The 26,868-nt window shown below is 51.0% G+C and carries 28 protein-coding genes; all 28 read right to left on the reverse strand.

Annotated elements, in window-relative coordinates; all coding sequences use genetic code 11:
• Positions 1-48: 48 nt before the first annotated feature.
• Positions 49-1,491, reverse strand: coding sequence for a RagB/SusD family nutrient uptake outer membrane protein (locus tag KXD93_RS04735; RefSeq protein ID WP_258135729.1), 1,443 nt, complete (start codon positions 1,489-1,491; stop codon positions 49-51).
• 24 nt (positions 1,492-1,515) lie between these two features.
• Complete coding sequence (locus KXD93_RS04740) at positions 1,516-4,815, reverse strand: SusC/RagA family TonB-linked outer membrane protein (RefSeq protein WP_258135730.1); 3,300 nt, start codon at positions 4,813-4,815, stop codon at positions 1,516-1,518.
• Between the two features lie 195 nt (positions 4,816-5,010).
• Positions 5,011-6,126 (reverse strand): FecR family protein, encoded by a 1,116-nt coding sequence (locus KXD93_RS04745; RefSeq protein ID WP_258135731.1) that lies wholly within the window; start codon positions 6,124-6,126, stop codon positions 5,011-5,013.
• 64 nt (positions 6,127-6,190) lie between these two features.
• Positions 6,191-6,781: an RNA polymerase sigma factor gene (locus KXD93_RS04750; protein WP_258135732.1), complete on the reverse strand. Its 591-nt coding sequence runs from the start codon at positions 6,779-6,781 to the stop codon at positions 6,191-6,193.
• Between the two features lie 84 nt (positions 6,782-6,865).
• Positions 6,866-7,045, reverse strand: coding sequence for a BF3379 family histone-like protein (locus KXD93_RS04755; RefSeq protein ID WP_258135733.1), 180 nt, complete (start codon positions 7,043-7,045; stop codon positions 6,866-6,868).
• Positions 7,046-7,117: 72 nt separating this feature from the next.
• Positions 7,118-8,377 carry a hypothetical protein gene (locus KXD93_RS04760; RefSeq protein WP_258135734.1) on the reverse strand — a complete coding sequence of 420 codons (1,260 nt, stop codon included), beginning with the start codon at positions 8,375-8,377 and terminating at the stop codon, positions 7,118-7,120.
• 1 nt (position 8,378) lies between these two features.
• Positions 8,379-9,455: a conjugative transposon protein TraM gene (gene traM, locus KXD93_RS04765; RefSeq protein WP_258135735.1), complete on the reverse strand. Its 1,077-nt coding sequence runs from the start codon at positions 9,453-9,455 to the stop codon at positions 8,379-8,381.
• 24 nt (positions 9,456-9,479) lie between these two features.
• Positions 9,480-9,710, reverse strand: coding sequence for a hypothetical protein (locus KXD93_RS04770; protein WP_258135736.1), 231 nt, complete (start codon positions 9,708-9,710; stop codon positions 9,480-9,482).
• On the reverse strand, positions 9,707-10,324 hold the full coding sequence (gene traK, locus KXD93_RS04775; RefSeq protein ID WP_258135737.1) for a conjugative transposon protein TraK: 618 nt from the start codon (positions 10,322-10,324) through the stop codon (positions 9,707-9,709). The genes KXD93_RS04770 and traK overlap by 4 nt, the downstream gene beginning before the upstream one ends.
• 2 nt (positions 10,325-10,326) lie before the next feature.
• Positions 10,327-11,547: a conjugative transposon protein TraJ gene (traJ, locus tag KXD93_RS04780; protein WP_258135738.1), complete on the reverse strand. Its 1,221-nt coding sequence runs from the start codon at positions 11,545-11,547 to the stop codon at positions 10,327-10,329.
• A complete protein-coding gene (locus KXD93_RS04785) occupies positions 11,544-12,215 on the reverse strand; it encodes a TerB family tellurite resistance protein (protein ID WP_258135739.1) in 672 nt (223 codons plus the stop codon). Before KXD93_RS04785 ends, traJ begins: the two co-directional genes overlap by 4 nt.
• Entirely contained in the window at positions 12,202-12,882 is a 681-nt protein-coding gene (locus KXD93_RS04790; protein ID WP_258135740.1) for a hypothetical protein, read from the reverse strand. The genes KXD93_RS04785 and KXD93_RS04790 overlap by 14 nt, the downstream gene beginning before the upstream one ends.
• Positions 12,869-13,600, reverse strand: a complete 732-nt coding sequence (locus KXD93_RS04795; protein WP_258135741.1) for a conjugal transfer protein TraI — start codon at positions 13,598-13,600, stop codon at positions 12,869-12,871. Before KXD93_RS04795 ends, KXD93_RS04790 begins: the two co-directional genes overlap by 14 nt.
• 65 nt (positions 13,601-13,665) lie before the next feature.
• The gene (locus KXD93_RS04800) at positions 13,666-14,040 is read right to left on the reverse strand and encodes a hypothetical protein (protein ID WP_258135742.1); all 375 of its coding nucleotides are present in this window, start codon (positions 14,038-14,040) and stop codon (positions 13,666-13,668) included.
• 3 nt (positions 14,041-14,043) lie between these two features.
• The gene (locus KXD93_RS04805; RefSeq protein WP_258135743.1) at positions 14,044-16,503 is read right to left on the reverse strand and encodes a TraG family conjugative transposon ATPase; all 2,460 of its coding nucleotides are present in this window, start codon (positions 16,501-16,503) and stop codon (positions 14,044-14,046) included.
• Between the two features lie 5 nt (positions 16,504-16,508).
• On the reverse strand, positions 16,509-16,826 hold the full coding sequence (locus KXD93_RS04810) for a DUF4133 domain-containing protein (protein WP_258135744.1): 318 nt from the start codon (positions 16,824-16,826) through the stop codon (positions 16,509-16,511).
• Entirely contained in the window at positions 16,823-17,137 is a 315-nt protein-coding gene (locus KXD93_RS04815) for a DUF4134 domain-containing protein (protein WP_258135745.1), read from the reverse strand. The genes KXD93_RS04810 and KXD93_RS04815 overlap by 4 nt, the downstream gene beginning before the upstream one ends.
• Before the next feature lie 22 nt (positions 17,138-17,159).
• Positions 17,160-17,672 (reverse strand): hypothetical protein, encoded by a 513-nt coding sequence (locus KXD93_RS04820; RefSeq protein ID WP_258135747.1) that lies wholly within the window; start codon positions 17,670-17,672, stop codon positions 17,160-17,162.
• A gap of 110 nt (positions 17,673-17,782) precedes the next feature.
• Positions 17,783-18,667 carry an RteC domain-containing protein gene (locus tag KXD93_RS04825; RefSeq protein ID WP_258135748.1) on the reverse strand — a complete coding sequence of 295 codons (885 nt, stop codon included), beginning with the start codon at positions 18,665-18,667 and terminating at the stop codon, positions 17,783-17,785.
• Positions 18,668-18,900: 233 nt separating this feature from the next.
• Positions 18,901-19,245: a response regulator transcription factor gene (locus KXD93_RS04830; protein ID WP_258135749.1), complete on the reverse strand. Its 345-nt coding sequence runs from the start codon at positions 19,243-19,245 to the stop codon at positions 18,901-18,903.
• 275 nt (positions 19,246-19,520) lie between these two features.
• A complete protein-coding gene (locus KXD93_RS04835) occupies positions 19,521-20,174 on the reverse strand; it encodes a TetR/AcrR family transcriptional regulator (RefSeq protein WP_258135750.1) in 654 nt (217 codons plus the stop codon).
• Entirely contained in the window at positions 20,149-21,429 is a 1,281-nt protein-coding gene (locus KXD93_RS04840; RefSeq protein ID WP_258135751.1) for an aminotransferase class I/II-fold pyridoxal phosphate-dependent enzyme, read from the reverse strand. The genes KXD93_RS04835 and KXD93_RS04840 overlap by 26 nt, the downstream gene beginning before the upstream one ends.
• Before the next feature lie 134 nt (positions 21,430-21,563).
• Entirely contained in the window at positions 21,564-22,388 is an 825-nt protein-coding gene (locus KXD93_RS04845; RefSeq protein ID WP_258135752.1) for an AraC family transcriptional regulator, read from the reverse strand.
• Between the two features lie 478 nt (positions 22,389-22,866).
• Positions 22,867-23,130 carry a hypothetical protein gene (locus KXD93_RS04850; protein WP_258135753.1) on the reverse strand — a complete coding sequence of 88 codons (264 nt, stop codon included), beginning with the start codon at positions 23,128-23,130 and terminating at the stop codon, positions 22,867-22,869.
• Positions 23,131-23,134: 4 nt separating this feature from the next.
• Complete coding sequence (locus KXD93_RS04855; RefSeq protein ID WP_258135754.1) at positions 23,135-23,368, reverse strand: hypothetical protein; 234 nt, start codon at positions 23,366-23,368, stop codon at positions 23,135-23,137.
• A gap of 1 nt (position 23,369) precedes the next feature.
• Positions 23,370-24,401, reverse strand: coding sequence for a PLP-dependent cysteine synthase family protein (locus KXD93_RS04860; RefSeq protein ID WP_258135755.1), 1,032 nt, complete (start codon positions 24,399-24,401; stop codon positions 23,370-23,372).
• On the reverse strand, positions 24,394-25,404 hold the full coding sequence (locus tag KXD93_RS04865; RefSeq protein WP_258135756.1) for an NAD-dependent epimerase/dehydratase family protein: 1,011 nt from the start codon (positions 25,402-25,404) through the stop codon (positions 24,394-24,396). The genes KXD93_RS04860 and KXD93_RS04865 overlap by 8 nt, the downstream gene beginning before the upstream one ends.
• Entirely contained in the window at positions 25,367-26,851 is a 1,485-nt protein-coding gene (locus tag KXD93_RS04870) for a S8 family serine peptidase (RefSeq protein WP_258135757.1), read from the reverse strand. The genes KXD93_RS04865 and KXD93_RS04870 overlap by 38 nt, the downstream gene beginning before the upstream one ends.
• Positions 26,852-26,868 lie beyond the last annotated feature (17 nt).

Raw genomic sequence — 26,868 nt, forward strand, 5'->3', positions numbered from 1 at the left:
CTATTCAAAAGGATAGCCGGAGGCGGAAAATGAGTGAATCTTCAATTATTAATAGCCCACGTTTTGTTTCAGGTTAGGATCAGCCAGTATCTGTGATAACGGTATTGGATAAAGCTGCTGGTTGGTATTCCAGGTCCCTCCTTTTTGCGTGCTTACTTGGCTCATCACCGCATCTACCGTTGTGGTGCGTTTCAGGTCCAGCCAGCGGTGCCCATTCTCCGTAAAGAGTTCGACCTGCCTTTCATGCAGGATGGCGGTTAATAGTGAAGGGTTATCCATTGCACCTGTGTAACCGGGAAGACCGGCGCGGGAGCGGATAACGTTGAGGTCCCTTACTGCCGCTGCCGGATCACTGCTCACTTCGGCCTCTGCGCGGATGAGGTATTGTTCAGCCAGCCGGAACTGGATGGCGTATTCAACCAGGCTTGGGGCAAACCGGCCGGCTTTGTATTTATAAGGGTAATTGTAGGTAACTCCGCCTACAGTCGCCTGGTTCACCCAATTTATTTTTCTTTGATCCCCGGTCTCGAAGGCATTCAACACAAAATTGCTCAGGTAGACCGGGTATACGTCCCCGCCCGTACTAGGGCCCGTTAAGGGCAAGTTGAATAAACTGCCTTCTCCCGTGGAGGATCCTGGATAATTAAAGACCGGTTGCAGCGCCCATATGGTTTCCGAACTATTTTTCAGGAAAACATCCTGGAGGGAATCCAGGCTGAATTGGGCGGTATTGCTGATTAAGGCCGATGAAACGGTGATGGCATTTGGGTAGTCTTTGTTGTATAAATACGCCCGCGCCAATAAAGCCGTTGCCGCCCATTTTGTAGGGCGCGTACGTTCAGTTGAAGCAGATAAAGCATCCCCGCCAAGAAAATCGGCGCTCAGGTCAGTTGCTGCTAGTTTCAGATCAGCGACGATCTGCTGCCAGACCATGTCTTTTGGTGCACGTGCTACTACCGAGTTAATCTTAAAATCGGTACCGGTTACCAGCGGCACATCTCCATACAGGTTAACCAGGTAAAAATAGCAGTAGGCCCTGACAAAATAAGCCTCTCCCAGGAGTTGCTGTTTTAATGCCAGCGACAGGTTTGCCGATGCGGTAACACCACGTATTACATCGTTCGCCTGGAAAATGACCGGGTAACAGTTCACCCAGGGGTCCTGTCCATCTATCCCTAAAGACGGACTTAGCGCGTTGCGATAAAACGGGCCCAGCGTAGGATTATTGCGGTCATATAAGACCAGTTCGTCCGCAGATAACGAAAGATATTCATACGCTGCCGGAACACTTGACGCATTATAGTCCTGGGCGCTTAACGTCCCATAAATACCGTTTAATACAGATGCCGCCGTCGCATTATTGTTGTAAACATTGTCGGAATTGATCGCCGCAGAAGAAGGGGGTATCTCCACTAGTTTCTTACAGGCGGATAACAGCACCAGCAGCATAAACCCAAGGAGCCGAAAATATATTGATTGGTTTGTTTTCATTCTTTTTTGATTTAACTTTTTTAATTAAAAACCTGCCTGGATGCCTACAGTGATCACACGTAAGGGCGGCAACGAGAAATTTCCAGGTGTTTCAGGATCAAGACCTTTATAGTGGGTAAAGGTCAGCAGGTTTTCCGCTTGTGCATAAAGTTTGAGTTGAGTGGCATGGAGCGCCTTTCTCCAGTTCTCGGGCACCTGCCAGGAAAACGACAAGGTCTTTAACCGGATGTAGGAGGCGTTGACTTCAGCCGCCTGGCTGAGGGCGCGAGCGTATAAGGCGGGTAAAAAGATGGAGTAATCTGAGTTGGCTCTTTGCACCGAAGTGATATCACCCGGATTTTGCCAGCGCTGCAGCACGCTGACCGGCTGGTTGGAGATTGTTCCCGGGAATGAACCCAACTGTGAAACGCCATCCAATGCCGTTCTTTTCCGGAACTCGAAAAAGACATCCAGGCGGAATCCGCCATAAGAAAAACCGTTACCAAACCCGCCATAAAATTTGGGGTCGGTATTTGCATTCTCCAATTCATCTTCAGGCAGAGTGGGGGCCGAAGTAAGCTGGCCCGCCGCATTTCTGAACTGGTATACCCCGGTCTGCGGGTTAACACCGGCAAGGTCAAGCAGCCGGCTTACAGTCACCGGCTGTCCGATGACGAGTTGCCCGGAGTAAGGTGAGGTGGCCAGGCCCGGGAAGGCAAGCAGTTTATTTTGGGGGATGGTTAAATTGAAATTACTTGTCCAGCGGAATTGACCTGTTTTGATATTGACCGAGTTCAGGCTGAATTCCCAAACCCTATTCTCCACAGTCGCCGGAAAGTTTTCCAGGATCGAGCCAGCCCCTGTTGTCGCCGGCACTATATAAGGCAATAATTGGTTAGAGGATCGGGAGACCACATGACTGGCGCTAAGCAATAAACGGTCATTAAAAAAACCGAGGTCCAGGCCTGCGCGCAGTTTAGTAGTCTCTTCCCATTGAAGATACGGATTGGGCAAGCCTGAATTGACCAGTGCGGAGGTATTCAGGTAGGGATAGGCATATCCCACGGCATTATAATTGTTTTGATACTTATAGTCCCCGATCTGGTCATTTCCGGTTGTTCCATAGCTTCCGCTCAATTTACCGAAACTCATAAAGGGCAGATCATCCTTTACCGCCTGTTCGCCAGAAAATATCCAGGCGGCACCAACGCTCCAGAAATCGTGGAAGCGGTTTTCCGGTCCGAAACGGCTGCTGCCATCCCTTCTGCCGGCCAGGTTAATTATATATTCATCGTTCCAGTTATAATTGATACGACCAAATACTGCGTTGTACTTGTAGATCGCAGAGTTGACACCCAACACTGATACGGTACTGGCAGCAGCAATATCGGCCAATAGCTGGTCAGATGTAAAACCGCTGGCGCGAAGATTTGTACCGAACGAATTCTGCTGGTTGATCGTGCTCCCGGCAACGGCTTCTAGCCTTCCTTTGCCAATCGCCTTTTGATAGCTGAGCTGTGGTTCTATCAGCCAGGAATTGAGATTATTACTGGAATAGAACGCCGAAGTGGAGGGTGGACTGCCGGCCGAAGGTGCATTAGAAGTGCTTGGAAAAAGGGCGTTTCCATCTCTTTGCATATAAGTGTAGCCAAAACTACTCTTAATATCCAGGCCCGGGAGGAGCGTATAACTAATGATGGCGCTGCTTGTCAGGTTGTTCGTTTTGGTCTGTTGTGTGCCAAGGGCATACTGCGATGGATTCCCATTCGGCCAGGTCGAATTGCCGTTAGCATCAGGCGCCCAGCTCACACTACCGTCAGGATTACGTAGCGGAGGTGCGTTTGGCGGAAGTGTCAATGCGGTTCCTGTCGGATCGGTCGTTGGAAGATTATCGTTATCAAAAAGGTAGCTGACATTGAATTGCAGTTTGAAACGCTGGTTATTGGAAGCATGATTTAAATTAAGATGCAGCGAGCTTTTTTGGTCCGCAAAATTGTCGGGTAAAACGGTAGTTTCCCTGTGATCGCCCACGCCTATTAAAAATTGCGTATTAGCGTTTCCACCGGAAACCGAAGCTTGCATATTTGTATAACGCGCGATGCCACCAAGGAGGGCTTTTTGCCAGTCGGTGTAACTATTCGGGTTCCATGTACCGTTAAGATCATAATCGGTGGGCCCGGGAGCGGATATACCGTCATTTTTCAACGCTTCATTCCGGATTTTCAGATATTGCTGTGTATTAAGGAGATCGACATGGCCAAGGACTTTCCCAAAACCGTTTTGAAGATTAAAATCCACATGTGTATCGCCGGCTTTTCCTTTTTTTGTGGTGATCAGGATGGCGCCGTTTGCTGCCCGTGAACCGTATATAGAAGTGGCATCCGCATCTTTTAGCACAGAAATGCTTTCAATGTCAGCAGGATCAATTAAAGCAAAGGCAGAGGGTGAGCCCTGGACACTCCCTAATTCTGGCAGTACTTGTGAGAAGTTTGGAACCCCGTCGATGACATATAAGGGTGCATTGCCGTTGCCTATACTGTTCTGTCCCAGAATCTGTATGCTGACCCCCGCACCTGCAAACCCACTACCTTGCGTTACGAGTAAACCGGGCACCCTGCCTTCCAGAGCCAGCACAGGATTCGCCACCGGTTGTTCTTCTATTTCCTTAGCCGAAACCACTGAAATATCACCAGTACTTAACCGCTGCGAGGTCTGTCCGTACGCGATGACCTGCACCGCATCGAGTTGGGAAGTGGCGGGCTTGAGTTGTATATCGCCCACTTGTTCCGCTGCGGTGATTTCTTTTTTGTCGTAACCGATGAAGGAGATAACAATCGTCGTGCCGGCTTGTACCTTTTTCAGTGTAAACACACCATCCGCGCCGGTGATGGTAGAGTTGTTGGTGCCTTTGACGATGATGGTGGCGCCGGGGAGCGGTTTTTTGTTTTCGTCGAGAACGCGGCCGGTGACATCGATAGGAGCCTGTTCGGCTTGCGTTTTGACGGGTGGGGCGGTTGTTTTAATTGACACCACAACGGATTTGTCGGCGATGGTATAGTCGAGGGGCTGTCCCTGGAAGATTTGGTCAAGCACGTCTTTAAGATCTTCGTTTTTGACGTTGATAGTGACGGGTCTGGCTTTGGCCAGGATGGTGCCGGTATAGGCGAAGTCATAGCCGGTTTGGGCGCTGATCTGGTCAAATATAGTACTAAGCGGGGTGTTTTTGCCGGACAAGGTGACCTTCTGCGCAAGCGTGCTTGCGCTGACCTGCAAAAGGGCGATCAGCATCAGGAAGGCGGTTAATTTCATGACCAGCAAGAATTGTTTAATGTAAGTTTTGTACATTTGCTGTGTTCGGTTTGTGCGTTTTGCCTTTTAGTTTTCGACGACAGGGAGGCGGGCGCGGTTCTTAAATGATGAATATTGTTTAAGCAATCTGAATGAAGTCATTCCGGCTTTGCAGGGGTGACTTTCTTTTTTTTCGGGAAGCAATTTGATTTTCAACGATCCTCAAGAAGGCTTCGCCGTTTTGTGTAGCGTTTATTCGATAACGGTTATTCTCCTTCCTTCGATTTTAAAGTGAATGCCTTTGGTTCTTTCGAGCACACTTAGTGCCGCGCTGATGTTTCGCTGACGGGATAGTTTCGCGTAAAATACTTCTTTAGTGATTTCGCCCTGGTAACTCACATCGATGTCGTACCAGCGGGCCAGCTGGCGCATGACGGTTTGGATATTATTGCCGTCGAAACGGAACTCCCCGTTTTTCCAGGCTATGCTATTATTCGGGTTGACTTGTTTGATTGTTATGCCGTCGCTTTGCTGGCCGGGTATTAGCACCTTGCCATTGACTTTTACACTGCCCTCCACCAGCGTGGTACGGGTGCTGGCTTCATCGGCATAAGCATTCACATTAAAGCTGGTGCCAATATCTTCAATAGTTTGTTTTTCAGTTTGAACCTTAAATGGCTGTTTGGCGTTATGGGCCACTTCAAAATAGGCTTCGCCGGTGAGTTTCACGATGCGTTCCCTGCCGTTAAAGGCAGTCGGGAAGGTAATAGAGGATTCGGCATTGAGCCATACTTTGGTGCCGTCGGCCAAAACCAGCGGGTAGGGCGATTGCTCGCCCCGCGCGGTGGTTAACGTATTATAACTAAACTGATCTGCGGATTTTGCATCGTAGGTGATGGTATTTTGCGTGGCATTGATCACCGTCTGGTTCTGCACGGCCAGCCGGCCCTTTAGCCCCTGGGTTAGTACAATTTTCTGCCCGTTAGCAAGCATTAAAGTGGCTTGCTGATGACCCGGCTTAATATCGATTTTGGCAAGCGTTTGGGTCGCCTGTTGCCTGTGCACCAATAGATAGCCGCCAAAAGACAAGATAAAAATAATGGAAGCTGCGGCTGCAATGCGCGGCCATAAGTGGCGGGTTCGGGATCCGGTGATTTGCGCCATGATCCGTTCGTCGATGGCTGCCGGTACTTCCAGGAGTCCTTCATCGCCGACCTGTTCCCAGCTTTGGTCGAGCAAACTGGTGAAGTAGCCCGTGTTGTCCGGGTCAGCCAGCAGCGTCCTGAACTCTTTGAGTTCGTCCGGGCTGAGGCCTTTGGCCAGGTACAGCTGGTAAAAATGATCGATCCTGTTTTTGTCTGATAACATCACATTAACTTAACATCCGTTTTTTATAAGACGTAAGTGCTGTTATGGCAGGGTGACAGGAAAATTAAATTATTTTCAGGATGATCAAAATAGCGGCAATATCGCTGTTGCTGGCTACATGCGTACGCAGGAAAGACAAGGCGCGCTTCATATGCGTTTTAACCGTGTTAATAGAAATATCGAGCTTGTCGGCGACGTCCTCGTACCGCAGGCCGTCCTGCTGGCAGAGCAGGTAAACCTCTTTTTGCTGGCGGGGCAGAAGGTTGATGGCAGCTTCCAAAAGCTTGCGGGTTTCGTTTAGCAGGATGGTTTCCTCGGTTTCATTATGCGCCTCGGCATAGTTTTGGGTCAGCAGCTGTTCCGCTTTGGCCGAAGCCACGAGTTTGCGCATTGCGTCCAGGCTCCGGTTGCGGGCCATGGTTTTGATAAAGGCCGGGAAATTGTCGATGGCAGTTAGCCCTTCACCCATGCGCCAGATCTTCAGGAACACTTCCTGCATGACCTCTTCGGCGAGGATGTCGCTATGGAGCAAGCCTGCGGAATAAGTATAAATTTTCTTTTTATAAACCTCGTAGAGTAATTTAAACGCACGCTGATCCCCCGCCGCAACTTTCGCCAGCAACTCACGTTCATCGAATAGAGGTTTAACTGGCATAGGGTTAATCTAAAGCGAATTTAAACTTAAATTACCGTAAATCCAATTAGCCTGACCGTTTCCGGCCAGGCTAAAAAGCAGGTTTTATTTTGAAGCATGCTTTTTATCGGTCACCGTTGTACGCACTTCCTGCGCGGTCACTTTTAAAGCTTGCATCGTATTGCGCAGCCGGGTGCCGGCGGCATTATTGCCTTTGCTGAAGAATTTGTCGGCGTCGGCTTCTGCTGAAGCAATGAGCTCTTTCAATTTTGCGATCTGTTCCATGTTATTAAATGGTTAAATGAATAAATAAATTGTTTTTTCGTTTTTAAAAGGCGGCAAAAATAAGGATTTGCTTTATACGGCGATGCCCTGTTCTTGTTGCTGCTCCTTCACCTGTTCCTTGCCCTTGCCCGCCAGCATAGCCTGGCTTAATTCCGGTTTCAGGAATTGCTCCCGTTTTTCGGGTTTGCCATTCTCCTGGAACAAATTGATCTGGCTGTAACGCGGCGAAGTTTCCAGGTGCAGCTTCATTTCCTCGCCGTCCTTATTGACCGTCACCAGCGGGCGGTTGCCCTGGCGCAGGCTTTCTTCCAGTTTTTCGCGCTTGGCCGGATCGTTCAGTTCCCTGATATTAAAGTTATCCAGCACCTTGCCCAGGTCAAAGCCATAGGACGGATCATGGTAATGCTTGCTTAAAAAATTACCGTGGCGGTCCTTGGGGTTGTTCAGATCAAGCAACACCCAGGCCTTATACGACATCCCCGCCGCATTGGCCAGGTCATCGCGGTAAACCGCCCGTCCCTGGATCAGGTTGGCCGCCTGCTCGGCGGTGAAGCCCTTGCCGCTTTCGACATAAAAAGTTTGGGTGACCGCCGGGTTATTAAACGTCCGCTGGAAATCCTTGACCACGTAATTCACTTTATCGTTTTCCATCGTGGCCAGCAGGGTTTTATTTTTAAGGTCCTTGCCGACCGCCAGCTCTGCGTCGCCTTTCTTTTCCTTGAAATACTCGATGGCCTGGTGCGGGTCCTGGAAGTTGCGGAACTTATTTTCCTCCCCCTTGGCGATCACCATATACTGTTGGCCGGGCTCCAGCATTTTACCGCCTTTATCCAGCGACACTTCGTATTTATTCAGGTAATAATGTTCGGACTGGCCGGACTGTTTCAAAGGAACGGACAGGTTGACGATGCCCTTGTTCCCCGCAATGGTGTCATGCAGCATAAATTGCGGCACATTCGCTTCCATTTTCTGTTGCATTTCAGCAATGAGCTTATCCTTAAAGCCCAATGCCTTCATTTCTTCTTTCAAATTCTCCAAATTGTTCCTGTTCATATCAGCTTTTTTTATGGTTAATGGATTTGATTTTTTTATTTCTTCCAGCAGCTGGTCGGCATGCCGGTAATACACCGGGAATTCCGCGTCCCCCGACAGGTAATGGGCACCATCCAGGTAGTCCAGCGCCTCGCCGAGCGTTTCAAACAGGCTCAGTTGGTGGGGCTGCAGCTCCATATCCTGCGGCCGCAGCTCCAGTACGACATGGGGCAAACCCACGTCCTGCGCATCTTCCAGCAGGCCGATGATCACCTCCGCATACTTGGTTTCCAGCCGCATATCAGCTTTTATTGACCCTCAAAAGCACCGTTTGCCCGCCTTTGAGTTTGACCCGGATCTTCCGCACCTTTTTGCCCAAAAGCCCCTTAGCCGCGCTGATCCCCGCCGTCGCCGCCTGGGTCGACAAACTGTTGTCCATGCTTAGAAACTGCATATTATCCAGTGCCCCTGCCGTTCCGTTCCCGGCCGCCTCGCCCAGTTCCGCTTCCGGCGCGTTGATCCCCGGTAACCCGTCCAGCGCAAACACCGTCAGGCTGACCGGGATGATGGAACTACCCAGCCGGATATTCCTGATATCCAGCAGCAGCCGTTGATTGGTCACCGTACAGGCACCGAACAATAACTGACCTTTGGGAACACACAGCCCGCCGGCACGCAGCGTGTCCGACAAACGTAACCTCACCACCCCGCCCGGCGCCACTTTCTGGTTCCCGTCGATCATCGCCGGGATCGCTTTAAAAGCACTGTCTGGTGCCGCTTTGACCTCCTGCTTCAATTGCTGGTTCACCAGCTCCGGGTGCTGGATCTGGAAGATCTTATCCATCATCCCGGCCAGCTGCTTCATTTGCGGGTCGTCCGACTGCTGGCTTTTCATCCCCTGCGCCAGCTTTTCCAGCCGGTCAATATCCGCGGAATTGACTGCCGGGGCGTTATTCATCGGCGATACCAATCCTTTCTGCACCGGCGGCTCCGGCGCTTTACCCATCTGTTCCCTGATCTGCGCCAGCTTTTGGCTGATCTGTGCCGCATTGTTATCGGTCGTCGTAACCGAACCGGCAGCATGTTCCTTTACAGGAAATAATCCATTACTACCCGCACTAACTTTCTCCGATGCCGAATCTTTAGCCGCCTGGTCATACAGGCTCAGCTTATCCTGCGGTTTTTCACCCTTGAACTGCGCCGAGGGCAGCTCCGTATTGATCCCTTTTTGCTGCGCATTGTCCTGCGCCTTCCCTTTACCGCTGCCCAGCGCCAGAAAGATCAGCGCCGCAAACAGCAGGACCGGTACCGGCAGGAACAGCAAAAGCTTTTTCCGCTTTTCGCGCTGTTCCGGTGTCACTTCTTTTGTTGCTTTCATATTTTTTATTGAGTTAGTAATTGATTAAATCGCTTTTAACAGCAAATACAAACTGATCCCGCCAAAGACCAGGCAGAACAGCGCCAGTGCAACCAGCTTTGAAGTCCTGTTCCAATACTGCGTTTTCCGGTTCAGGTAATTTGCGACCCGGGTTTGCCTGCGGACAATCGCCGCGGCTACCCGGCCGGCTAACAATTCCTGCCGGTCAGTCAAAACCCTGCTTTTCGTCCTTTTCCAAAACAGTCCCATGCTCATTTATTGACGGTGCTTAAATCCTTATTTTCCAAAGTCTCCCATTTTTCGATCAGGAAGCCATGCGGGTTATTATCGCTGCGTGACACATTCCGCAAAAAGCCCTGCGTCACCAGGCTGCGCGTGACCGTCGAGGTCGAACGCACCAGCTTTTCCGTCGCATAGCACTTAAAGAAAAACGGGTACTGGTTAACATCCACCTGCACACTGTCCACGCTGATCGTCTGGCTGATATTCCCGCTGACCAGGTTATTATAATAACCCGCCTCCTTCAGGTCATCGTAAGCCTTCTTCGCGCTTTCATCCGCCATATACAAGGCCCTGGTAATACCCGCCTGTATCTGTTTATCATCCGGGTCCAGCGTAAAAAAGTAATGATGGAACATCCGCACATGGTCCCGGATCTCCACCGGGATATTATCCTTCCGGTCTGCGGCAAAAGCATCCAGCGCCTTACCATTGGCCAGTATATAAATGTGGTTCTTGTAATTATCCGAACTCTGGTAACTTTTCCAGACCGCGAAGCAGGAAATCCCCACACAAGCCGCGATCAGCAAATAGCTGAACAGCCGGATATGCTTAAAAGCCGTATCGATATTTTTTAACTGGCTAAACATTACTATTTGTCTCCTTTCAGTTTATCTTGTTGATAGTTCTTATTACCCGCACTATGGTAGCCCTCCCAGAAGTTGCGCGGGGCGTTCAACAAATTCCAGCCACCCTGGGCCGCACGACCGGCACTCGCTTCCGCGGTATGCCCGGCCGTGGTGGCCACCCCGGTCATCGTACTGGTCACCGTATTCACCCCACCCATCGTCAAACTGTTGATCCTTTGCAGCATCCCGTTCCCGCCATGCGCATGTACCACGAAATTCGCCACCGTCGGCACAGAGAAATAACCCACGATACCGATCAGCAGGAAGATCGCATAAGCGGTATCCGTCGAACTGAAGAAAGTATCTCCCGCGCTTTGGATCTGCGCGATGTCCAGCTTCAGCATATTCTCCTGCACCTTTCCAATGATACTCCCGAAAATATTCGCGATCGGCAGCCACAAAAAGATATTGATATACCGCGCCAGCCACTGGTGCAGACTGTGCTGGAACCCGTCAAAGACCGACAGCCCGAACACCAAAGGCCCCAGTATCGCCAGCACGATCAGGAAAAACGTCCTAATCGTATTGATACAAAGCGAAGCCGCGGCATAAACCACCTCCAGCACCTCCGACAGCCACTGCTTGATATTATTCCGGAAATTATACGACTGCTGCGCCATCCAGAACTTCACATCATTACCGATACCATCCAGCATCCCCTCGTTATCATGGTTCGGGTCATCCGGGTGCGAATAGCGATACCACTTATCCTGGTCGCCATTGCCGTCCGTACCCACATACATCTGGTAAGCGCTCGACGCTTTCACCGCAGCCTCCTTTTGCGCCAGCAGCTGCGCCACCGCCGTATTACTTTGCTGCACCATGCCCCCGGTCGCCGAAACCACCGGCTGCAAAACCCCGTTCATCACCGCGATGACCGCCGGGAACAGCATCACCGCCATACCCAGCGCAAAGGGCCGCAACAACGGGTAGAAGTCCAGCGGCTCCGCCCGCGCAATCTGCGACCAGACCCGGGAGCCGATATACCATAAAGCCGCGAAACCCGCTATGCCCCGCGCCGCCCCGATGAGCTGGCCGCAAAGCGGCAGCATCTGGCTATACACATTATCCAGCACCGGCTGCATCCCTTTTAAGTCATCCGCTAAACCGTCGGCACGGCTCAACAGCGGCACTTGCAGCAGCACGAGCAGAACACCTGTTATGATTAATAATTTCTTTTTCATTGCCCGTACAAATTTTTTAAAGTTTGATTCTCGTTCTGTTCCTTGGTTCTTTGCATTTGGAGCATCATCGTCTTCCGGTTAAAGCTTTCCAAAAAAGTCAGCTTATCGCCCGTATCCCGGTAAATCCGGTCGATTGCCGCCAGTCGTTCCGCATCGCTCATCCGCAGCTTACTGTCCGTCATCACATTCAGTAAATTCGTCACATTCTGCAAAGCCAGCTTCGTCAGCTGGTTATAGACCGATAGTAGGTAATCCAGCTCATGCGGGTTGAACTTGTTGCTGGCTGCAAAGCGGCTGTAAGCCGTTTTATACTCCGATAAGATCCGTTCTTCCGCCGTCAAAATATCCGCCACCCGCACATACTGCCGTACCACCGGGCTGACCAAATACAACCCATCCAGGAACACCTCGTGCAAATTGAAATTGCCCTGCGCGATCCCCTTGACCACCCCGTAACCCGCGCTCAGATCGGCATAACCCTTTTCCATATCCGTCAGGATACTCTTGAACTGGTCCAGCTTCTGGATATCCAGGATCAGTTGCTCCATATCCTGGTCCTGGGCTTTCACCGGGGTGGCCGAACCCAGCAGCAAGCAACAAGCACCCAGAAAAGCGATCAGCAAGCCCTTGACCTTTCGCCTATTATCTTTTACCTTAATTGCTTCCATACACATTTTTTAAAGTTTGTAATTGCCGATCCTCCTGTAGCCTTTGCTGCGCCATGACCCTCACCGCATTGCGGAAATGCTGCGTAAAGACATACCGGTCCTTCATCCGCTCATAAACCTCATGTAGCTTCGCGATGCGCTCCTGGTCGGTCATCTGCACCTGCCCGTCGGAAACCACCGGCTTCAATTCAACCAGGTCGGCGTTGCAATCCTGCAACACCTGAGCGCTAACCTGCCGGATATAAGTTTTCGTGTCGCTATCCAGGCCGTCCACCTGGCCTAAAGTATTCAGACCGCTACCAATCGCTTGCGCGTATTCACTGACCACCGCCAAATCCGGGTCGTTCCTAACCGCCGGGTTCACCGTCTTCAGCGACGCGAAATAACTTTGGTGCAAACCAAATTCCGCCCCGGTAATGCCCCCGATAGTACCCAAACCGCCGGTTGCGATCCGGTAGCCCTTTTTGACATCACTTTCAAAGCTTTCCAGCGCCACGATCTGCTGCGTCAGGTACTTGATCAGCGTTTTCTTCTGGCTGAACCACTCCGCGAAAGTCTGTGCCTCGCTGCGCTCAGCAGAACCAAGAAGCAAGAGACAAGAACCAAGACAAACGATCAAAAGACCTTTGACCCTTTGCCTTTTACCTTTCACCTTATTCCAATCCATAATATTGCTTTAAAGTGGCTACCTCGTTCTCGTCCTTCGCCCGCTGGATACTGAGCATATAATTTTTGTTATTGAACTGCTGCAGGTCACTGTAATTGCGGTCCACACCGTCAGCCGCCTCATTGATCAGCTTCAACCGTTCCGCATCGCTCATCTGCGTTTTGGACGGCACCACCACCATCAGCAGCTGGTCCATGTTCTTGATGCTTTCCTGCAACAGGCCCGAATACACCTTGCCCATGTAATCCAGTTCCTCCGCGCTGAAATGCTTATCCTGCCGCAGCTGGCCCCAGGCCTGGTTATAGCGGCTGACCAGTTCTTTTTGCTTTTCGGTGATATCATATATGCGCTCATAGGTCGCGATCACCGACTTGATCTGCCACAGTTCATTATAATAGGAACTGTATAGATCCTTTTGCTTCTGCGTCCAGTCAGCGATCTCCGACAGTTTGAGTTTGGACAGCGTATTTTCCAGCGTCTTCTGCGCATCCTGCAGCCAGATCGTCTGGTTTTGAAAACGCTGTACTTCCAGGTCGATGGCCCGGATCACCCGGCCCACCGTTTCCTGCAAGACCTGGCTCACCACGATCTGCGCATCCGCGTGCTGCGGTAAGCTGACAAAAATGGTGATCGCCGATAATGGTAAAATGACCATGTATTTCTTGATGTTGCTGATTTGTTTTTTATCGGAATCAAGGATTCCTTCGGAATTTTTCATAACCCCTCCTTACCTCCCCAAAGGGGAGGGATATTTTTAATCGTTAATAATTTTTGTTGATTGGTTTATAATTTCCGGTATTCACTGTTGCCGTTCAACAGGCAATGCTGGTCCGGCTGGAAAACGAACGTATTGCCCGTTTGAACCACCTCCAAAACCTGCCTTTGCGTATCCCATTCACCCGTCCAGTGTTTCACCTTATGCTGCACCGTCTGCACCTTGCCATTGGTGATACGGCGGTACCCCGTTTTGCGCGTGATCAAATACAGGTTATCCGTGCTTTTGGCAGCTTCGATCACCAGCGTATCATTGGCCACGCTGAACTCGCTCTGCGCCTGGCTGATATAAGTGCCCGGTATAAAATCTTTAATGGCGTTGCCGGAATTGCAGGCGGTAAATAAGCTAGTCACCGCGATTGCTAAAAATGCTAAGTTTCTCATAATCTAATTTTTATTGGTTTTTGCTCTTAATTCTTCAGCCAATGCTCGGATACCCTTTTCCATATTCCCATAGCGCTCCGCATATTCCTCCACTTTCAGCTTTTCGCTTTCCTCCGTCGTATAGGCCAAATATTCCTCCACCGACAGTTCATTCCGGTAAACCCGCATCACCTGCCCGCCCTGGTCGATGAACACCTCGCGGTAATTTCGACCAGGCTCATTGGCCTTATTGACCGACAATTGCAACGCCTTCGCCTTATCCGACAAACCCAATACCGCCTGCAAAGCCTCGAACTTGTTCATGAACTTCCGCATGTCCAAAAGGACCTTGGTATCCGCATTATTGATCACCGTTTCCTTCAGGATAGGGGAGCTGATCAGGTCATCCACCTCCTGCGTGATCAGCGCGGCGATCCCGTTAAACTTGCGGACGGTCTTATAGAGGTACTTGATAAAAGAGCTCATTCCCGCCTTTGTGATCGCGATCCAGGCTTCATCAATGGCCAGGATCTTGCGCTGACCGGGTAACTTGCGCATCTTGGAGATGAACAATTCCATGATCACCAGCGTGACCACCGGGAACAGGATCGGGTGGTTTTTCACATTATCCAGCTCAAACACAATAAAGCGCTCGTTCAGCATATCCAGGTTCTTCGTCGCGTTCAGCAGGTAATCAAACTCCCCGCCCATGTAATAAGGGTTCAGCACATACAGCAAATTTGCAATATCAAAGTCCCGTTCCTTCACCTTGCCGTTCTCCAGCACTTCCAGGTATTCCTGCATCAGGAAATCATAAAAGGAATTAAAACCGGGAAAGATCAGCGGGTTTTTCGCCAAATGCACATAATACAACGTGATCGCATTGGAGATCGCCACATACTCGGAACGGCTATACGTTTCATCCTCCTTTTTCCAAAGGGCGATCAGCAACGTTTTCAGGCTTTCCTTTTTCTCCGTATCCAGCACCTCACCCTTACCCAAATAGAAAGGATTAAAGCGGATCGGGTTAGCCTCCGTATAGACAAAATAATAGCCGCCCACCAGCTTGCACAAACCCTTATAACTGCCGCCGATATCGATGGTCACGCAATGCGTACCCTGGTCATACAGCGTCCGCAGGATATGGTTCATCGCCATCGACTTACCGCCGCCGCTGCCCCCGCAGACAAACAGGTTCCTATTGGTGATCGTCCCGTTCTTCATCGGGCGGTCGAACAGGTCAACCATTATCGGCCTGCCGTACAGCCGTTCCCCGAAACGTATACCGGTTGCATCCGAACGGTAATTGCTGTCGGGATTAAAAAAACAGGTCGCCTGCTCCAAAAACGTATCAAACGTATCATTGGCCGGGAAATCACCCGCATTACCCGGCAAACCCGCCCACCAGATCTGCGCCGCACCGTCCGTTTCCAGCTTCGCCGTCGCATCCAGCCGGGCCATCGCCGCGCTCACCTTATTCTTGATCTCCTGCACCCCGTCCGGATCATTCGTCCAGGCAAACACATTAACATGCGCCTTTACCGGCAAGCGCTGTTCGGATATCGCCTCGTTTAAAAAGTCCGAGGTCGCATCCCTGGCAATCGCATTCTCCCGCGAATACCCCGACAGCGACTGTAAACGCAGCCTTTTCTTCTCCAGCAGCTTCAGCGTCTTACCCGCATCCTCCACGAAAATATACTGGTTCACGATATGGTTACAATCCAACAGCAAACCCAGGGGCGAAGCAAAACCGGTACTGAACCGGGTCTTGTCCGTGCAATACGGCTCATAATCCACCCGGCTCCCGCATAGCGCCGGTAAATCCTCCACATCCGCCAGCGTAAACAGCTGTCCGACCGCATCACCGATCCTGACCCCATCTTTCAAATGCACATCTTTGATCACCGGCAGCTCGTTCCGTCCCTGTAAAAAACAATAGGATTCAATCACCCCAGCCTTATGTTTGGTGCCTGCCAGATCCTCATCAGTCAGCCTAACAAGGCCAATCCCACTATCCGAAATAATCCGTTCAAACGCCCCGGCTTTTTCCATAAACTCCCGGTATAAAGCCACATCCAGGCTCTGCGCCGGAACCGGCGACTTGCGCATCAATGTCGAATACCCGCTGCTCGCTGCTTTCCGCCCGTCCGGCTTCTTCGTTAAATACAGATAACAGCGGTGATCGAGATAGGGGCGGCCCTGGAAATATCGTTCTCCTGAAAGCGACAAAAAGCTTTGCGCCGCGCCCAAACTACCCGCATAATCCCGCTGCATAAACACATCCTGCTGGTGAACGACCGTAAGGGGCGACAGTAACTTGACCGCTTTCACCAAAGCTTGGTGCCCGGCTTCATAATCTTGCGCCGAGCGGGTAAACAACTCCGGCAAACTCAACTCATAACCAATGGTAATATCACCCTGCCTCGACAGGATACAATTGTGCTCTACTTTATAAATGGGCAATATATTCTCAATGCTGACCATAAACGCTACTTCTTTAAATGGATAAAAATTTTCCTGGACCGGAACTTCAGGTAAACCGGCAAACTGCGGCGGGCGTTCCGTTTCATCAAACCATGTTCACCATACCGGTGGCTCAACCGGAATATCCGCAGGACCATGTACGTCCCGGACCCCAGCACCAATACCAGGCAGGCATACGTGTTCACCCCGCAGATATACAGCACTGCGAACAACACCAGCAAAGCCACCAGGCTGCCCGCTAAATAGCCGATATACTGCGCCTTAACCCCTTTAAAAGTGATCGCCCGGCCAATGCCCTTGTTGATGGAATAAACCGAACTCATAGCCCGAAGAAAGATTTGATGACCGTGGCCACCACCACCAAAAAGATACAGGAACCGAACCAGGCCGCCGCCACCTTATTGGTATCCGGCTCACCCTCGTTCCACTTGCGGTACACCTTGATTGCCCCGACAATACCCAAGACCGCACCGATGGCATACATCAGATTACAGCCCGCGTCGAAATAGCCCTTGACCATCGTGGTCGCCTGGTTAATACCCGATGAACCGTCCTGCGCTTGTGAACTTAAAGCCGAAAGCAAAAAGGTCAAAGCCGAAAAGAAGAAATAGAAAAGTTTTTTATTGAATTTCATGATATATTGATTTAAAAATTGATTATTCCCACAATTGTCCAAGCTCATCTTCGCTCAGGGCAAATGGCACATTTTCCAGTATCCATTCATTAATGGCTGCCAGGTGCGGGCCGTCCTTCAGGCGTTCGTATTTGGCAGATACCAGCTTGAACAGGCTGATAAAATCTGATTTATCACCTCCGGTAGCCTCCACCGTATGCAGCGCCGTTTTGATTTCCTCCAAAGCATCAGGAACCAGCCCCAACAGCTCATCATCCGGGTTCCTTTTGGCCCGCCCGGTAAAACCGAAACTGTTCCAGGCATGGGTCGTTACCCCCTCCGGTTCGGTCGCTTCGCCTACGAGATTATCTTCCATAAACTCTTCGGTTTCCCATACATGGGGCAGGGGTTCCCGGACAGCAGGTTTACCCCGCGCAAAAAAAGCCTTCAGCCGCCTGCCGCCAAACCACAACAGCACGACGGCGTACCAGATGAACAAAAACCCAATGGCCGCAAGTCCGAACTGCTGCCAGGTGAAATGAGGTAACGTGATCATATATTTTGCTTTTGCCCCGGCGCTCCATTGCGCCGGGAATAACAAAAGCAAAATTGCCCCAAACCCCAAACCCGGATTAACACCACCATAGGACAGTGTTAAAAGTTTTTTCAGGAATCGCCCTCCGGGTCATCCCTGAGCGGTTTTTTTAATTTCGCACCCCGGTTAGGTTTGTAGGCCAGATCCTCATCGATCCTTTGGTGGATCGCCTCGCGCATCCGGTCCAGCAGCTTCGTCGGGCTGGCCGTATTGCGCCTGCGGATATCCGTAAACTTCCGGTGCACGCTCGCCATATCCAGTTCCAAACTCGATTCCAGCCACTCATAAATATCCGTCACATCCGCATTCCCGTTATTAAACTGCCCGGCATAATACAGCCCGTACGCCAATTCCGCGATACCCACCTTATTCCCCGTCCATTTCAAACCGTGCTTCGGCTTTTCCACCGAACCCGGCTCCAGCTTATTTAACAGTTCAGCAGAAAGTCTTTCATAAGCGATAAAACGGGCAAACAGGTAGGTCGCCGCGGGCACTCCCGCCGCATGAAACTCCGGGCTTTCCGGCAGGAACAAATGCTGCACCGTCTGACCCGATACAAACAGCATCCCGTCCAGTTCCTCGAGCCCCTTGCGCCAATATTCATGCAGGAACTGGTGCTGCCAGGTATATAGACCCAGCGCCGCAATTTTGGTGCGGTAAAAATTCTTAATAGCCTTAACCGGCCCCAGCGGTTTCGCCGAATCCAGGTTAAACCGTTCCGCGGCGTACATATACTCCGCATACAGATCAGGGTAGATCGTTTTGTTAAACAACGCTTCCGCGGCCCGGTCGGTAAAGCCCATAGTTTTGACCTTGACACTTACTTCTTCCAAAGCCGCCTTAATGGCCGCCAAAGCTTTCACCGTTTTATCCGGTTCCCGCGCCTCATTTTCCCTGATCTCCGCCAGCTCTTCACGGAGTAATCCGCAGCGTTCTTCACCATACTTTTGTAGCATATTCTCATTGGTTTTAAATAAATCCTGTTCCGCCGGTTCACTGGCCACAACTTGTCACCCAACAGGAGATGCGTAGATTTTCACCATAGGCAATCGTTTTTTCGCAGGTTAATTTTTTTAACAGCGCTCGAGAAGGCTTCGCCGTTTCCACCAAAGATGATTGCCGGAAATAATTGGAAACAATAGGGTTTTGCCTTAAAAATGGGATTAAGGGTATCTCCTTAGAGAGGAGATCAGGGTTGGTTATATAATTTTTTAAAGAGGCTGATTTTATTGCGCACACCGACTTTTGTGTAGACGTTCCGCATGTGGGCATCCACCGTTTTCTCTGATATAAAGAGCGCTTCACCGGCAGATTTATAGGTATGCCCTTCGAGTATTAACAGCAGTACCTCCACTTCCCTGGCTGATAAACCAAAAGTGGTACAGTTGCGTGTGAATATTTCCTCTTTCTCCGAGGAAGCTTCGAGGATCAATTTCTTTTTCTCAGAAATCGTCTTTTTAAAAATCTTCAGGTTGAGAATCAACAATACGATAGCAACGACAGTCAACCCCAGTATCATCCAAAACCACAACATAGCCAGTAATCATTTAAGTTAAAAATATGATTTAAACATAAACGCGGGCAATGAATGTTCAGGCCTTTGAAGGTACCGCTAAGTAACCCGGAGAGCCATGAACAAGCACGCCCGCGTTTAAGCGGGCATTGCACTTGCTCTTGGCTCTCCTTTTAAAAATTAGCGGTTTCTCAAAGGCCAAAGACGGTGAATGCGAATGTTGTTTTATATGTTAGTTGTACGTATCTCTGTGTTGTAAATTCATTTTAAATCCTCCGTAAATATAGGTAAATGGTTTATTTTGTCCGCTCTTTTTCTCCCGCAGCCCCCCAGGCCCAGGCGATCACCTGCGCAATCGTTTGCAATACCACCTGCTGGTCCTTCACCCGGTTCACATCGATCCCGGCCACTGTACTTTTATTTGCTTTCGCATGCAGCACGGCATAATAAATACCACCCAGCAGGATCGCCATCAAGGCCCGGACACTGATCCCCGAATCCTTAAAATAGACATCTGTCAAGGCAAGCAATTTTTCACCTTCTTTTTCCCTCGCTTCAGAAATTCCCGTAAGCAGGACATTCGCTTCGCTGATCTGCCAGAGGATGATCTGCTGCATGGAAGGGTTGGCTAAAAAGAAGCGGAAATTCTCCTGCATCAGATTCGTAAACAACGCCTGCAACTCCTCTTTACCCGGGTTCTCGCCCAATTTAAAACGTTCAAAAAACGGCGGCCAGTAATCCTTATCCAGGATATACGCCTTTTTCAGCCCGTCAATATCCTCAAAATAATACTTCACCAGCCCCCAGTGCTTACCCGCCTTGCGGGCGATATTGGTCGTGGTCAGCGCCCGGAAACCCGATTCACACAATACCGCACCGACGGCATCGATGAACTCCCTCTGGGTCTGTTCGCCGTCCCTGACCTTAATCGATTTGCGTTTGGTAACCATACTTTTTAGCAATCTTCATTTTCGACTCGATCCATTCCCAGGCACTCAGCACATTATCCATATCCTCGCGGGTATGCGTGGCCATCACACTCATCCGGATACGCGCATTTTTTCGCGGCACCGCCGGGTAACCGATCTGGTTGGCATACACCCCGGCCTCCAGTAAAAGCCGGCAGATCTCCGCGTTCAGATTCGGGCTGCCCGTCATCACCGGGATGATCGCAGATTGCGTATTCCCCGTATCAAAACCCATCGTATCCAAACCCTTTTTCAGGTAATTGATATTTTCCCATAAGCGGTCCTTCCAGAACGGCTCCTCATCGATCAAATCAATAGATTTTAAGATACAGGCCGATGCCGGCGTCGCCGTCACCGAAAAAATATGCTGCCGCGACTGGAACTGTAAATACCTGATCAGTTCAGGCGAAGCGATCACATAACCGCCCAAATGCCCGAAAGTCTTGCTGAACACCCCGGTAATGATATCCACCTCCTGGTACAGGTTATACAATTCCAGTACCCCGCGTCCGGTTTCACCGATCACCCCGATCCCATGCGCATCATCCATCGCCAGGTAAGCGCCGTACTGCTTACACAATTTGACGATCTGATCCAAAGGCGCGATATCCGCCTGCTGGGAATACACCCCGTCGATGATGACCATCCGGTTGATATACTTACCCTGCGTTTGCTGCAAGATCCGTTCCAGCGCTTCCATATCATTATGAGGAAAGGTCTTCTTATTCGTCGTCAGCAGCCCCTCATGCATACTGGCATGGACCCCCATATCCACAATCGCGAAAGCATCCATTTTCAGCAAAGCCTGCATCGTCGCGCTGTTCGCCGTATACCCTGTCGTATAGAGCATCGCGCTGTCCCGGTAAAAGAACTTAGCGATCCTTTCCTCGAGCAGCCGGTGGTAGGTCATATGGCCGCCGATGGCCGGCGAAGCCGCGGCACCCACCCCATATTGTTCAATCGCTGCAATCGCTGCTGCCTTTACCTTTGGGTGCTGCGTCAGGCCCCAGTAATCGTTGAATACCAGGGCCACGCAATCTTTGTATAATTTCCCCTTCGCGATCACATCCACCACCGGCTTGCAGCCCGAAACACATTCCTGCCGGTAGTTCCAGTGCCCCCGGCTTTCCCAGTCATCCACATAATTCCAAAACTCCTGCGCCGTCTCGTACATGTTCAGGCCAGGCATGTGCTCAAAATCCTTGAAACTCGCTTGTTCGTATGCTATCTTTCCCATAATAAAAAACTGTTTTAATGATCCCGCCCCGGTTTTAACGCATCCGTGAATTCCGGGGCAGAAATTAATCTTTACTTAACATTTTTTCAAATTTCGTACATAAGCCCCTGCAAAATCATAACCAATATGCAAAATCAGGTGTACGGACTGGTCGCCTGCTTCCGGAAAGCACTCGCCGTCATCCCTCTTCTTTTCTTAAAAAAAGCGGCAAAATGGGCATGGTCGATAAAACCCAGTTCAAATGTGATTTCTTTGATGCTTAAACCGGAACCACCGAGCAAAGCCTCGGCTTCGGAAAGCAGGCGGTCATTGACCAGCTTATGCACCCGCTGGCCGGTCAGCTTCAAAGCCAGCGCATTCAGCTTACGGGTCACCATACCCAACTTCGCGCTATAAAAAGGCGCATTCCGCTCCGTACGGAAATGCTGCCCGATCAGGAGCTTCAACTGGCGGACCTGCTCCGCCTGGTCCGGGTGGACCAGGAAAGGATGGAGGGGCCGGAATAACTGGTTGGCATGATATAATAAGATCGAAAGATAAGCGGAGATCACCGTTTCTCCCGGCTTTTCCAGCACAATCGCTTCGAGCAGGGGCAGGATAGCGCCATAAATGGCTTCCGCCTGTTCATCCAGCCGGATGACCGGCTGGCGGTTCAGGGGATCAAACAAACCGTGCAGTTCCTGCGCCGGGTAAGCCCTGGTAAAAGCCCGGTAAAGTGACGCGTGGAAAAGGACCAGCCAGCCCTCCGCCGCCGGGCGTACCACGCGGTGAACCTGGCCTTCCCGGATAAAAAGTACCTCCCCCGGCGACAGCGCGAACCGGCGGTAATCCACCATCTGGACGCTGCTGCCCCCGGTGACCCACAACAGCATCAGGAACTCATGACGGTGCGCCTGATCCGTTGACGGATAGTCAAAATCCGCCAGCCTGATCACCTGCAAAGGCTGGTCAAGCAACATTTTTTGTATGGGCACCCGGTGTTTCAAAGCAATAAGGAACAAAAAAACGCCTCCCCCTCCGGGGAGACGCCGCATTTATATTAACTAAATCAAACTAAAACTCCATTTAAAAAATTGCCGGCCGTCCCGGTTCCGGCAATCTCCCTATTAACTGATCCCATTATCGTACGGGACAAACGAAAAGAACAAAAGGACTCCCCCTAACCAATTTTTAAGTAATGGCGCCCCAGGGTCAAGGGCTGCCACCACCCGTTTTAATGAAAACTATCGTCAAATCGACCCATAGTATTTTAAACCTCAGCGGCAGCCTTTTCCCCTGATCCATGCCATAACAAACCAGGCATTGAACAGGATAAAGCAACCGATCAGCGTTTCTTCCATACCTTCAATAAAGGCCGCCGCCAGCGGCGGCAGACCCTTACACTTTTTTAATCATCATTTATCCCTGCCCGTTAAAGCAAAGCTCGTTAACGCCTTTTCATTTGCGTCTTCCTCCGTTCCTCATACGCACACGGACATATTTTTTCTTATTCACCAGCGGCTGCTGCTTACTGATCAGGTCCGCCACCTCCCGGTAGGCCTTGATCGTCTCAAAAAGACCCGCCAGCTGTCCATTGAATTTCTTAAACAACTCTTCCAGGCTCGCCCGGTAAACCGCCGCGTGCCGGTCCCCGAACGGCAGACCATCCAGTTTTTCCAGGATACGCGCGTGCTCCGCCGGTGTTAGGAGTTCCCCTGCCATCCGTTTACGCCTCCTCCTTCATCCGTGAAACCAGCTTTCGCTTATGCACCGAGGCCTTCGCGCGGATCTGGCCGGCAACTGCTTCATAGGACTTGCCTGTCGCGTCCGCTTCCTCCAATTGACTGACCAATGTGCCATAAAGCAGCAGCAGTTCAGCCCGCAGCGAAGCGCCTTCCGTTTCCGGCAATTCATCCAGCAAATGCAGCAATATATTATTGGTCTGTTGCAATTTTTTCATCCTATACTTTATTCAACACCCGGTGCGCAATCAACTGTACATCTTTTGTAAGATACCCCTCCCTGAATGGCTCTTCCTTAAACAGGTCTGTACTCAGGTATTTCTTATTATTATCCGGGAAGATCGTCACCACTGCCTTGTTCGTACCCAGTTGTTGTTGCAGCCTGATCGCAGCAGCCAGGTTAGCCCCCGAGGAAATACCTACCGACATGCCCAACTCTTTGGTGATCTTCTGCGCCATCAGGATTGCCTCCCCATCGTTGACCTGCAGCACTTGATCCAGGTTATTCAGGTCCAGGATATCCGGGATAAATTCATCGCTGATCCCCTGTATCCGGTGGCTGCCTGCCTTGTATTTGGCCGAAAGGGTTGGGCTTTCTGCAGGTTCCAGCGGATGCACCTTCATCTCCGGGAAAAGGCTGCGCAGGAAATTACCCACCCCCATGACCGTTCCGCCGGTACCTACCCCTGCCACAAAGGCTGCTGGTTTGATCTCCTCCAGCAGCAGCGAATGCCCGATCTCCCGCCCCGTCGTCTTCTCATGTGCCTCCACATTATACCGGTTGGCAAACTGCCGCGGTAAAAACACACCGTCATAATGGCTCATCGCCTCTGCCATCGCGATACTGCCTAAAAATCCGCCTTCCTCTTTGCTTACCAGCTTCACTTCAGCACCATAGCTTTTGATGATCGCCTTGCGTTCCAGACTCATCCAATCGGGCATGATGATGCGAACCCGGTTGCCGATAGCCTTCCCGATGGCGGCAAAAGCGATACCCGTATTCCCCGAAGTCGCCTCCACGATCATATCCCCCGGCCTGATCTTCCCCTGCTCACTCGCCTTTTGCAGGATATACAAAGCCATCCGGTCCTTGATACTCCCCGTCATATTGTATTGCTCGCACTTCACCAGTACCTGCTGTTCCGGCCCGCCCTTAAAGCGATAGGAAACCGCGATAAAAGGCGTATTGCCGATCAGCTTCCACAAATTACCGATCTGTGCGCTCACATTATTTTTATACGTTTCAGGCATAACGCGTATTTTTTTCTTTCATCGCCGCTAACTGCCGCAGCATATCACTCACCATAGCCCCCAATTCAAACTCCTGCCGCCAGCCCCAGTCCCGCCGTGCAAAACGGTCATCAATACTCGTCGGCCAGCTTACCGCGATCTCCTGCCGGAAATCCGGCGCATAAGCCATCTTAAAATCCGGGATATGCTTCCTGATCTCCTCCGCGATCTGCCTCGGCGAAAAACTCATCCCCCATAAATTATACGCCGTCCGCACCGTCAACCGATCAAAATCCGCATCCATCAATTCCAGCGTCGCCCGCACCGCATCCGGCATATACAACATCGGCAAACACGTATCCGGCTTTAAGAAACAATTATAATCCCCCTTCTCCAAAGCCCGGTGAAAAATATCCACCGCATAATCCGTCGTCCCGCCACCAGGCAAACCCGAATAACTGATCAAACCCGGATACCGCAAACTCCGCACATCCAGCCCATACTTCTCAAAATAATAACGGCACCATTGCTCCCCCGCCAGCTTGCTGATCCCGTAAACCGTCGCCGGTTCCATCACCGCTTGCTGCGGACACGCCGCACGCGGTGACGAAGGCCCAAACACCGCAATACTGCTCGGCCAGAACACCCGGCAATCCTTCCGCTTACGCGCCGCCTCCAGCACATTCAGCAAACTCTGCATATTCAAATCCCAGGCCCCCCGCGGGTCACTTTCCCCCTTAGCCGACAACACCGCCGCCAAATGATACACCTGCGTCACCCCGCCATGGCTCATCACCCGTTCCAGCGTCACCGGGTTCATCACATCCGCCTTCACATACAAACCATCCCTAACCAAATCCTCCGTTACCGGATGACGGTCCGACGCGATCACGTTTTCCCGCCCGTACTTGGCCCGCAGCGCCGGCACCAGTTCCGTCCCAATTTGCCCGCAGGCACCCGTTACTAATATCTTTTCCGTTCTCATCTCAATAGTCGGCTGCCAATTGTAAAGCGTTGTAAACATTCACCACCCCGCCGGTCAAACAATACTTAGCTAAAAAATCACTCTTCACCACGCTCCGCAAAATAATCTCCTTCACCTGCACGGCGGATAGCTTAGGGTAATATTCCCGGATCAAAGCCGCCAAACCCGCCACCACCGGGCAGGCCATGCTCGTGCCATCAAAGTACGCATACTTAGAGCCCGGTATCGAACTATAGATCTGTACCCCCGGCGCGAACACATCCACCGCAGTTTTACCATAATTGGAAAAAGAGGCTTTTAACGTGCTGTCAGGATGCAATCCTGAAGCGCCTACGACGATATAGGCCCCGGCATCCTCCCCGTGCAAATACTGCCGGTTAGGGAAATTCGCCACCGAATCGATGTTCTCATTGTTGTTGCCCGCCGCCTGTACCAGGAGCACGTCTTTTTTTAAGGCATATTTGACCGCTTCGTCGACTGCTTTTTTATCCTGGCTGTAGGCTTTGCCAAAGCTCATATTGATGACTTTCGCACCGTGGTCAGCGGCATAGCGGATCGCGTTGGCGACATCCTTGTCGCGTTCATCGCCGTCAGGCACGGTGCGAATGGCCAATATCTTCACGTGATCTGCAATGCCATCGGCACCCAGGCCGTTGCCGCGTATCCCGGCAATAATGCCCGCCACATGGGTACCATGGGTAGGATCGGGGCCCATCACATCGGGGCTGCCGTAGTTACGCTGTTTGCTGTTGAAGTAATCATCGCCAACAATAACGCGGGGATCATAGGCCGTATTCAACTGGTAATTCTCTTGTTCCTTAAAATGATCGATACCTTCCTGGACATCTTTCTTCAGGTCGTTATAATCGTTTTTTTTCTTCATCCCGCTGATAACAAATTGGACGTAGTCCGCGTTTCTTCCCGCTTTGGGCAGATAAGCTTCCAAATCGCTGACAGTTGGTGCGCTGCTATGCACCTGTTCAGCAAAGAAGTTAAGCGCCTGCAGGTAATTCGTATAATATTTCAACCCCTTATCCGCATCGCGTTTTTTTTGATCGAGCGCCTTCGTTTCTTCGTGGAACGCCGTCAGATCGCCCGTATTGAGCCTGCCGGTATCCTTTTGGATGAACTGCCGCACCTGGCGGGTCAATTCGAGGTTATCATAGTGCACATTGCCTTTAGCCGAGCCCAGGTAACTCCAGCCAAAAGTACCGTCATCGCCTTTTTTCTTCCTGGGGTTGACCCAAAGCACCTCTTTCAGATCTTCATGCAAGGTATCGACCCCCGCGTCGATCACCGCCACAATAACCGGCACCGCTTTTTTGCCCTTAAGCAAAGTATAGGCCTTTTCCGTACTGATGCCGAAAAGGCTGTCCCTTTGCAAATCTTTGTTTTGCCAGTTAGGAATTCGCTGGGCAAGAACGGTAACACTCAAGCCTGCCGTAAGCACACCTATCGCCAGCAGGGTTCTATAATTTATATTCATCAATTGGTTTTTTATAT

The organism is Mucilaginibacter phenanthrenivorans (assembly GCF_024721155.1).
Taxonomy (GTDB): domain Bacteria; phylum Bacteroidota; class Bacteroidia; order Sphingobacteriales; family Sphingobacteriaceae; genus Mucilaginibacter; species Mucilaginibacter phenanthrenivorans.